Genomic DNA, 9502 nt, shown 5'->3' on the forward strand with positions numbered 1-9502 from the left:
GGCCTCGGCCGTGCTGAGGCCGGCGAGGTCCGGCACCGCGACGGCGGCGGCGCTCGACGCCACGCGCACGGCGGTTCGGGAGGCGGACGGGGTGGGGCTCGGCGCGACCGGGGCCGAGGTCACGGGGGCGGTCGCCGCGGCGACCGGGTCGGGGCCCACCTGCGTCAGCCAGCTCACCGCGACGAYCGCCGCGAGCACGAGCAGGACGGCGAGCACCGCGCCACGCGCCGTCCGCGTCGCCTGCAGGGTCTGTGCCGCTGGACGGACGGGGTCCACGGCGGCCTCCGCCGTCGCGAGCGCGGCGCCGGCGACCGCAGGCGCCCGGAGTGCCCAGAGATCCGGGCTCGCGGGCGGGGACGGCGGCAGCACACGGGTGCCCGGGGCCGCGGACGGTGCACGGGTGGCGGCACGGACGGCTTCTCGCATCTCCGCCGCGGAGCCGAACCTCAGCCCGGGCTCCTTGAGCATCGCGCGGACCACGACCGCGTCGACGGCGGCGGACAGACCGGCCCGGACCTCCGACGGCACCGGCGGTGGCGCCGACAGGTGCGCCTGCACGAGGAGCTCGGGTGGGCCGGTCCCGAACGGCGGTCGGCCGGTGAGCGCGAGGTGGAGCGTGGCGCCCGCCTGGTAGAGGTCGCCCGCGGGCCCGACGCTCTCGCCGCGCGCCTGCTCCGRCGAGACGTAGGCCGGGTTTCCCAGGATGCCCCGCGCGCCGTCGGTCGGCGCGGTGCCGACCGGGCCCGCGAGGCCCAGGTCCAGCAGCCGGACGCCGTGGGCGCTGACGGCGCCCTCGAGCAGGTGCACGTTCTGCGGCGAGACGTCGCGGTGCACCAGGCCCGCCTCGTGCATCGCCGCGAGCGCGTCGAGCAGCCCCTCGGCGACGGCGAGCGCTCCCGTCGGGTCGAGTGGTCCCCCGACCTGGACGAGGTCCGCCAGGCTGGAGCCCTCCACGAGCTCCAGGGCGATCCACGCCCGGCCGTCGGCGAGGACGCCGTCGCCCAGCACCCCGACGAGGTTCGGGTGCACGACCCGGCGGGCGGTCGCGGCCTCGGCGGGCAGGCGCGACGGGTCTGCGTACGGGTGCGCGACCTTGAGCGCGACGACCCCGTCCCGCTCGGCGTCGTGCGCCCGGTAGACCACGGAGCTCCCGCCGGTCCCCAGCAGGCCGAGGACCCGGAACCGGCCGGCGACGAGCCCGGCGTCGGGCGCCCCCGGGCCGATCGAGGTCACCGATCGAGGTCGCCGCGGTGCGCCGCGGTGCTGCGCGCGGCGGTGCTGCGCGACAGCACCGCGGGCTGGCCCGCACGCCGGTAGGTCGCCACCACCGGGTCGACGCGCGCGTCCGGGACCAGGGCGGCGAATGCTCGGCACGCGTGCACGCACCGCACGCGCCGGTCCTGGTCCCCGATCCCCTGCGCCACGTCGATGCCGCCGTCGCGCAGCGACCACCGCCAGCGGTAGTCGGCGGTCAGCCGGACGAGCTCGTCGAGCATCGGCAGACGGTCCGGCAGCCCGTCCAGCGTGGCGCGGACCTCGGCGACGTCCCGCCCGGGGACACCCGCGCGGGCGAGCCCGCGGCCGTTGGGGCTCACGAGTCGCCACCAGACGACGTCGTCGCCGGCGAACCGGTAGATCTGGAACACGGGCGCCACCGCTCGCATCCCGTCCTTTCATCGCGGCGCCTGTCTCCGGCGCACCCGGAGAAGTTGAACCCACGTCCTACATCTGTGAGCGACCTGTGCGGGGCCAAGGGACGAACAGAAGGCGTCAGCGGGTCGACGATCGGACATCGCCCGTCGGCGCGGGTTTGCCGAGACACGTCGAGTCCAACTGGTGAGACGTGCGTATCGCCGACCGGACGGCTCTGTCTACTCTCGCTCCATGTCCCGCCGAATGTGTCGCTGACCCAGCGCACGCTCGGCTGTGCCCGCGGGCAGGTCGCCGTCCGGTTCCCGACGGCCCTGTGACCCGCCCGAGCCATGGCTCGACCCGTGCGCCCTCGCCCCCCATCCGCGGGACGGTCGTCGGCTGCCCGAGACGCCCCGCGGATCCTGACCCCCGTACAGACCGCTGAGGAGCACGACCATGAGCAACGAGAGCTGGAGCTTCGAGACCCGCCAGATCCACGCCGGGCAGGAGCCCGACCCGACCACCGGCGCCCGTGCGCTGCCGATCTACCAGACCACGTCCTTCGTCTTCCCGGACGCCGCCACGGCCGCCAAGCGCTTCGCGCTCGCCGAGCTGGGCCCGATCTACACGCGCATCGGCAACCCCACCCAGGAGGTCGTCGAGAACCGCATCGCGAGCCTGGAGGGCGGCGTCGGCGCGCTGCTCGTCGCGTCGGGCCAGGCGGCCGAGACGCTGGCGATCCTCAACATCGCCGAGGCGGGCGACCACATCGTCGCCAGCCCGTCGCTCTACGGCGGCACGTACAACCTGCTGCACTACACGCTGCCCAAGCTCGGCATCGAGACCACGTTTGTCACCGACCCGCACGACGCGCAGTCGTGGAAGGACGCGGTCCGCCCGAACACCAAGCTGTTCTTCGCGGAGACGATCCCGAACCCGAAGTCCGACATCCTCGACATCGAGCTGGTGGCCGGCGTCGCGCACGAGTCGGGCGTCCCGCTCATCGTCGACAACACCGTGGCCACGCCGTACCTGATCAACCCGCTGCAGTGGGGCGCGGACATCGTCGTGCACTCGGCGACCAAGTACCTGGGCGGGCACGGCTCGGCGATCGGCGGCGTGATCGTCGACGGCGGCACGTTCGACTTCGCCCAGCACCCGGAGCGGTTCCCCAACTACAACACCCCGGACCCGTCCTACAACGGTCTGGTGTTCGCGCGGGACCTGGGCGTCGGCGGGATCTTCGGCGTGAACCTGTCGTTCATCCTCAAGGCGCGCGTGCAGCTGCTGCGCGACCTCGGCCCGGCGCTCTCGCCGTTCAACGCGTTCCTCATCGCGCAGGGCATCGAGACGCTGTCGCTGCGGGTCGAGCGGCACGTGGAGAACGCCGCGAAGGTGGCCGCCTGGCTCGAGGCCCGCGACGACGTGCTGCGCGTGCAYTACGCCGGGCTGGAGTCGAGCCCGTGGCACGCCGCCCAGCTCAAGTACGCGCCGCGCGGCGCGGGTGCGGTGCTGGCGTTCGAGCTCGAGGGCGGCACGGAGGCCGGTCAGGCGTTCGTCTCCGCGCTCGAGCTGCACTCCAACGTCGCGAACATCGGGGACGTCCGCTCGCTGGTCATCCACCCGGCATCGACGACGCACAGCCAGCTGACCCCCGAGGAGCAGGCCCTGTCCGGCGTCACGCCCGGCCTGGTCCGCCTGGCTGTCGGCATCGAGCACATCGATGACATCCTGGCTGACCTGGACGCCGGCTTCCGCGCCGCGAAGGGTGCCTGACCGAGCATGAGTACCACGCCGCCGAGACCGTCGGGACCCCGTGCGGGTGCCGGCGGCTCGGCGGCGCACCCCGAAGGGAAGCACGTGCCCGACCTCAAGCTCTCCCCCGCCCGACCCCGGACGCTGGCCGGCCGCACGCCCGAGACCGGGCGACCGGCCATCCGTGCGAGCTCGGCCTGGCGCGACGGCGACCCCGTCGGACGTCGGCAGTTCGCCGACCTCGGGCCGCTCAAGCTCGAGTCCGGCGGGCGGCTGCCGGCCGTGCGCCTGGCGTACGAGACGTGGGGCGAGCTCAACGAGGACGGCAGCAACGCGGTCCTGGTCCTGCACGCGCTGACCGGCGACTCGCACGTCACCGGCGAGGCCGGCGAGGGGCACCCGACCGCCGGGTGGTGGCAGTCGATGGTCGGGCCCGGCGCCCCCATCGACACCGACCGCTGGTTCGTCGTCGCCCCGAACGTCCTCGGTGGCTGCCAGGGCTCGACGGGCCCCTCCTCCCCCGGTCCCGACGGCCGTCCGTGGGGCAGCCGCTTCCCGCTGCTGACCGTCCGCGACCAGGTCGCCGCCGAGGTCCGGCTCTCCGACCTGCTCGGCATCGACTCGTGGGCGCTGGTCATCGGCGCGTCGCTGGGCGGGCTGCGCGTGCTCGAGTGGGCCGCGTCCACGCCGGAGCGGGTCGAGGCCATCGCCGCGATCGCGACCGCCGCGCAGACGTCGGGCGACCAGATCGCGGGCTTCCACACCCAGCTGGCCGCCGTCCGCGCCGACCCCAACTACCGCGACGGCGACTACTACGACGCCCCCGACGGCGAGGGGCCGCACGTGGGCCTGGGCCTCGCCCGGCAGATCGCGCACCAGACCTACCGCAGCCCGCTCGAGCTGGACCTGCGGTTCGGCCGCATCCCGCAGGGCGGCGAGGAGCCGCTCGAGGGCGGCCGGTTCGCGGTGCAGTCCTACCTCGACCACCACGGCGACAAGCTCGCCCGCCGGTTCGACGCCAACACCTACGTGATCCTCACGCGCACGATGATCACGCACGACCTCGGTCGCGACCGCGGCGGGGTGGCGGAGGCCCTCGGGTCGATCACCGCCCGGGCGCTGGTCGTCGCGGTCGACTCGGACCGGCTGTTCCCGCCCGCGCAGTCCGAGCGGATCGCCGCCGGCATCCCCGGGGCGTCGCTGCACACGATCCACTCCGACTACGGCCACGACGGCTTCCTCATCGAGGAGGACCTGGTCGGGGCGTACGTGCGCGAGTTCCTGGAGCTGGGCGGCGCAGGGCGCTGAAGCGCAGCGCTGAAGCACAGCGCGACGCGCTGACGGTTGCGGCACGATGACTGCCATGCCCTCCGGAGAGCTCGCCGACGCCCGCACCGCCCTGCACGCCCAGTGGGACCGCCTGCGGGCATGGGTCGAGCAGGTGGTGGACGACGACGTCGCCGACGACCCGTCGGTGCTCGACGGCTGGACGGTCTCGGAGCTGGTCGCGCACCTGGGCCGGGCCATGGAGGCGCTGGCCGTCTGCGTCCCGCTGGAGGACGGCACGGTGCCGCTGTCGCTCGGCGAGTACGTCGGCACGTACGCGGGGCGGGCGGCGGACATCGCCGAGACCACGCGGAACCTCGCCGTCGAGATCGCGCACGACCCGCTCGCCGAGGTCGACGCGCGCGCTCGGGCGGCCTTCGCGCGTCTCGACGAGCTAGGTCCCGACGACCTGGTCGTGCAGGCCCGTCGCGGTCCGGTGCTGCTCAGCACCATGGCGGTGTCCCGGGTCCTCGAGCTGGTCGTGCACGCCGACGACCTGGCCCGGTCGGTGCCGTCCGGCCCGGACCCGGTCGACCCGGGCGCGCTGGCGCTCGTGGCCGACGCGCTGCTGGAGATCGTCGTCGCCCGCGGCGGGTGGAGCCTCGAGATCGCCGACGCCCGCACGTGGGTGCGCCTCGCCGCCGGCCGGCAGCCGTACGACGTCGACGTCCTGGCGGCGGCGCTCCACCCGCGCTACACCTCGGACGCGGTCCCGGACCTCGGCCGCATGCTGCCGATCCTCTAGCGACCCGCCGTCACCAGAACCGCGGCTGCCCGGGGATCGACTCCAGGTCGGACAGCAGCAGCTCGCGGTCCTCGGCCTCGGCGATGTCCTCCGCGGCGGCGAGGGCCTGCTCGGTCCAGGACCGGGCCTGGTCCTTGTCCCCGGCGACGGCGCTGGCGCGCGCCAGCGACTCGTAGGCGAACGCGAGGTCCCAGTCGCCGATGCCGTTCTCCCGGCAGATCTCGAGCCCCCGTCGGGCGTGGTGCAGCGCCGGCTCCGCCCGGCCCAGCACGCAGTACACGCGGGACACCTGCCACTCGCCGCGGCTCAGGTTGGCCGGCGTGCCCACCTGCCCCCAGTGGTAGCGGGACGCGTGCGCCATGTGCACCATCCGGTCGTCGTCGGCAGCAGTGCGGTCCTCGGTCTCCATGAGCCGCCACACGCCGTTGAACAGGTCGACCGCGATCTGCCGCTCGTCGGTCGTCGTCGTCGTGTCCTGCAGGTCCGTCATCGGTGCTCCGTCCTCGAGAAGGTGGTCGGTCCGGTGGATCTCGCCCCGGACCCGGTCCAGGCGGGCCTGGAGGCGACGCCGGTGCTGGGCCAGCACCTGCGGGACGGCCGAGGGGTCCGCCAGGCAGGCGCGCACCTGCTCGAGCGGCACGTCCACCGACCGCAGCACCTGCACCAGCCGAGCGGTGTCGACCTGGTCCGGGCTGTAGAGCCGGTACCCGGTCGCGGGGTCGACCGCCGCGGGCGCGAGCAGCCCGATGCGGTCGTAGTGGCGCAGCGCCTTGGTGGTCAGGCCGACCCGGCGGGCCAGCTGACCGACCGTGAGCAGGCCGTCGTCGTCCATGACCGTGAACCTAGGACCTTGCCGCGGGGGAAGCTCAAGGCTCCACGACCGTGAGCAGCTGGCGGCTGACCAGCCCGACCGTGCGGGCGAGTGTCTCGCGGGCCGCATCGGCGAGGAACGGGACGTCGCGCAGGTGCCAGAGGGTCAGCGCGGAGACCCACGCGGCGTCGCGCGCCTTGTCGATCGAGAAGCTCGAGACCAGGTCCGCCAGAGGGGACGCGGGCGAGCCGAGGCGGACCACCTCGGCGTCGAGGAACGACCGCCGGATCGGCCGGACCACCTCGGCCAGCACCGCGTTGACCTTCTCGAAGTCGGCGTGGACCGACCCGTGCTCCGGGCTGGTGCGGCGGGCCCGGCAGGTGGCGACGACGGCCAGCGCGAGGTCGTGGTTGATGTGCGCGTTCATCCCGGCGAGCGCGAACTGGATCGGCAGCACGCCCTTCGTCGCGCGGCGCTCGACCAGCGGCTCCCACGCCTTCGACACGGGCCGGTGCGCCGCGAGGTCCCGCGGCACGTCGAGGAACAGGCCGGCGAACAGCACGTCGAGGTCCTCGACGAACGCGTGGTCGGCGAACGTGCGGTCGGTGACCTTGGTGGCGACGAGCGCGGTGACCTGCCGGTACACGTCGAGGAACACCCCGAGCCCGTCGTGCGGCGGCCATCCCGCGCGCACCCGGTCCATCTCGGCGACGACGTTCTCGATGACGGCGCTGGAGGTCACGCGCCCAGCATCACATCACCGGCTCCCGCCGGATACGTTGGGCCGGTGATCGCCGCCTACGCCGCCCGGTTCTCGTCCGACGACCCCGTCAGCGGCCTCGAGGTGGGCGAGCGGCCGGCGCCGCAGGAGCGCGACGGCTGGTCGGTCGTGGACGTCCGCGCGGCGGCCCTGAACCACCACGACGTCTGGACCCTGCGGGGCATCGGCATCCGGGCCGAGCAGCTGCCGATGATCCTGGGCACCGACGCGGCCGGGGTGACCGCCGACGGTCGCGAGGTCGTGGTGCACGGCGTCATCGGCGGTGCGTCCGGGCACGGCGTGGGTGCCGACGAGCCCCGCAGCCTCCTCTCGGAGCGGTACCCCGGGACGCTCGCCGAGCAGGTCGCCGTGCCCACGTGGAACCTCGTCGACAAGCCCGCCGCCCTGAGCTTCGTCGAGGCGGCCTGCCTGCCCACCGCCTGGCTCACCGCGTACCGGATGCTCTTCCGGTCCGGCGGGGCGACACCCGGCCAGCGGGTGCTGGTGCAGGGCGCCGGCGGCGGGCTGGCGACGGCCGCGATCATGCTCGGCGCCGCCGCCGGGCTCGAGGTCATCGTCACCAGCCGGTCGCTTGACCGCCGCGACCGGGCCCTGTCGCTGGGCGCCGCCGCGGCCGTCGAGAGCGGAGCCCGGGTGCCGCGCGTCGACGTGGTGCTCGAGAGCGTCGGCAAGGCCACGTGGTCCCACTCGGTGCGCTCGGTGCGACCCGGCGGCACGATCGTCGTGGCCGGCGCCACCAGCGGGGACGCCGAGCCGGCCGAGCTGACCCGGATCTTCTTCCAGGAGATCAGCGTCGTCGGCACGACGATGGGGACGCGCGACGACCTGCAGCACCTGCTCGCGTTCCTGGCCCGCACGGGCGTCCGCCCCCTGGTCGACTCGACGTTCGCGCTCGCCGACGCCCGGGACGCGGTGCGGCGCCTGGCGGACGGCGACCAGTTCGGCAAGATCGTGCTCGAGCCTTGACCGGCGACGCCTGGGAGCAGGACGTCCTCGGCCCCGACTACCGCGTCCGGACGCTCACGCTCCGGCCCGACGACGAGGGCGAGGTCGTCGCGAGCCTGGTCCGCTACGCGCCGCCGGCGCCCGAGCCGCTGCGGCCGTCGCGCGCGATCCTGTACATCCACGGGTGGTCGGACTACTTCTTCCAGACCGAGCTCGCGGAGCACTGGCACGCCCGCGGCGCCGCGTTCTACGCCCTCGACCTGCGCAAGTACGGCCGCAGCCTGCGCCCCGGCCAGACCCCCGGGTACACCGACGACCTCGACGTCTACGACGAGGAGATCGAGGCGTCGCTCGACGTGATCCGCGCCGACCTCGGGGTGCGCGCCCGGGTCATGGTCATGGGCCACTCGACCGGCGGCCTCGTCGCGGCGCTGTGGGCCCACCGGTACCCGGGCGAGCTCAGCGGGCTGGTGCTCAACAGCCCGTGGCTCGAGCTGCAGGGGTCGTCCGCGCTGCGGCACATCAGCGCGCCCGCCGTCGCGCGGATCGCCCGGTTCCAGCCGAAGGCGCCGCTGCCCAACATCGACCCCGGCTACTACGCCCGCACCCTGAGCAGCTCCAGCGGCGGCGAGTGGACCTACGACGACCGGTGGCGGCCGACGCCGTCGTTCCCCGTCCGGGCCGGGTGGCTCCAGGCGATCATGGCCGGGCACGGCCGGGTGGCCCGAGGCCTGTCCGTCGAGCAGCCGATCCTCATGCTGGCCTCCAGCCGGACCGTGATCAGCCCGCGCTGGAGCGAGGACATGCGGCACGCGGACGTCGTGCTCGACGTCGAGCTGCTGGCGCGCCGGGCCGTGCAGCTGGGCACCAACGTCACCGTGGTGCGGATCCGGGACGGGCTGCACGACCTCGCGCTGTCCCCGAAGCCCGTGCGGGCGCGGTTCTACGCGGAGATCGACCGATGGACCGCCGCGTACGGCTGGGGCTGACCGGCGTCAGGGACGCAGGACGCCCGTGGCCTCGGCCAGCGTCGGACCGCCCTCGCCCAGCCGCCACGCGCGCCACCCGTCGACCGGGTTCTCGGCCGCCACGGCCGCCGACGCCGCGTCGTCCGGGTCCGCGAACAGCTCGCCCGTGGGGAGCTCGAGCAGGCCGTCCGTGCGGAGCATGGCGACCAGTCGCTGACCGCGGCGGGCGCGGACCCAGACCAGGGTCGTGATCGCGCGGCGGCTCTTCGCCAGCGTGGCCAGCTCCGGGATCGCGCTCAGGCCGTCGTCCGACTGCTCGTCGGGGACCGGCGCGATCTCCTMGGTCGTCTGCGGGGGGACGGGCAGCGTCGGGGCGGCGTGCGCCGGCACGTGCTCCGGCGCGTGCTCCGGGGGCGCCGGGTCCACCGACGGAGTCGGGAAGCTCGAGGAGACCGGCAGCGGCGCGGACAGCGGCAGGAACGGTCGCGGGCCGGCGACCTCGTCGTCGTCGTCCGCCGACGAGGTGCTCGGCACCACCT

General features: G+C 74.6%; 10 protein-coding genes. 5 read left to right on the plus strand and 5 right to left on the minus strand.

Going from position 1 to position 9502, the window contains the following annotated elements:
* Both ACXJKG_RS15995 and ACXJKG_RS16000 read right to left on the minus strand, forming a co-directional pair.
* Nucleotides 1-1233: serine/threonine-protein kinase (locus tag ACXJKG_RS15995; protein WP_456846736.1), on the minus strand; the 1233-nt coding region annotated here is incomplete at its 3' end.
* Nucleotides 1230-1655 (minus strand): hypothetical protein, encoded by a 426-nt coding sequence (locus ACXJKG_RS16000; protein ID WP_456846737.1) that lies wholly within the window; start codon nt 1653-1655, stop codon nt 1230-1232. The genes ACXJKG_RS15995 and ACXJKG_RS16000, both read right to left, overlap by 4 nt.
* A gap of 433 nt (nt 1656-2088) precedes the next feature.
* Between ACXJKG_RS16000 and ACXJKG_RS16005 the strand changes: the two genes are divergently transcribed.
* The 3 genes from ACXJKG_RS16005 to ACXJKG_RS16015 are packed head-to-tail and all read left to right on the plus strand — an operon-like array spanning nt 2089 to nt 5458.
* Nucleotides 2089-3408, plus strand: a complete 1320-nt coding sequence (locus ACXJKG_RS16005; RefSeq protein WP_456846738.1) for a bifunctional o-acetylhomoserine/o-acetylserine sulfhydrylase — start codon at nt 2089-2091, stop codon at nt 3406-3408.
* Nucleotides 3409-3414: 6 nt separating this feature from the next.
* Nucleotides 3415-4695, plus strand: a complete 1281-nt coding sequence (gene metX, locus ACXJKG_RS16010; RefSeq protein ID WP_456846739.1) for a homoserine O-acetyltransferase MetX — start codon at nt 3415-3417, stop codon at nt 4693-4695.
* Nucleotides 4696-4750: 55 nt separating this feature from the next.
* Complete coding sequence (locus tag ACXJKG_RS16015; RefSeq protein WP_456846740.1) at nt 4751-5458, plus strand: maleylpyruvate isomerase N-terminal domain-containing protein; 708 nt, start codon at nt 4751-4753, stop codon at nt 5456-5458.
* Between the two features lie 10 nt (nt 5459-5468).
* Here ACXJKG_RS16015 and ACXJKG_RS16020 read toward each other — a convergent pair whose 3' ends face one another.
* Both ACXJKG_RS16020 and ACXJKG_RS16025 read right to left on the minus strand, forming a co-directional pair.
* A complete protein-coding gene (locus ACXJKG_RS16020; RefSeq protein WP_456846741.1) occupies nt 5469-6290 on the minus strand; it encodes a MerR family transcriptional regulator in 822 nt (273 codons plus the stop codon).
* 34 nt (nt 6291-6324) lie between these two features.
* On the minus strand, nt 6325-7011 hold the full coding sequence (locus tag ACXJKG_RS16025) for a DUF5995 family protein (RefSeq protein ID WP_456846742.1): 687 nt from the start codon (nt 7009-7011) through the stop codon (nt 6325-6327).
* 45 nt (nt 7012-7056) lie between these two features.
* Between ACXJKG_RS16025 and ACXJKG_RS16030 the strand changes: the two genes are divergently transcribed.
* Both ACXJKG_RS16030 and ACXJKG_RS16035 read left to right on the plus strand, forming a co-directional pair.
* Nucleotides 7057-8016: a zinc-binding dehydrogenase gene (locus ACXJKG_RS16030; protein WP_456846743.1), complete on the plus strand. Its 960-nt coding sequence runs from the start codon at nt 7057-7059 to the stop codon at nt 8014-8016.
* A complete protein-coding gene (locus tag ACXJKG_RS16035; RefSeq protein WP_456846744.1) occupies nt 8013-8984 on the plus strand; it encodes an alpha/beta hydrolase in 972 nt (323 codons plus the stop codon). Before ACXJKG_RS16030 ends, ACXJKG_RS16035 begins: the two co-directional genes overlap by 4 nt.
* Nucleotides 8985-8990: 6 nt before the next feature.
* On the opposite strand, the gene ACXJKG_RS16040 is transcribed toward ACXJKG_RS16035, so the two are convergent.
* Nucleotides 8991-9502, minus strand: a 512-nt coding sequence (locus ACXJKG_RS16040) for a restriction system modified-DNA reader domain-containing protein (RefSeq protein WP_456846745.1), incomplete at its 5' end; no start/stop codon positions are given.

It is taken from the genome of Cellulomonas sp. P5_C6 (genome assembly GCF_054049635.1).

Coding starts and splice junctions, on each gene's coding strand:
- metX (WP_456846739.1), top strand. CDS start 3,415: ATGAGTACCACGCCGCCGAGACCGTCGGGACCCCGTGCGGGTGCCGGC.
- ACXJKG_RS16015 (WP_456846740.1), top strand. CDS start 4,751: ATGCCCTCCGGAGAGCTCGCCGACGCCCGCACCGCCCTGCACGCCCAG.
- ACXJKG_RS16020 (WP_456846741.1), bottom strand. CDS start 6,290: ATGGACGACGACGGCCTGCTCACGGTCGGTCAGCTGGCCCGCCGGGTC.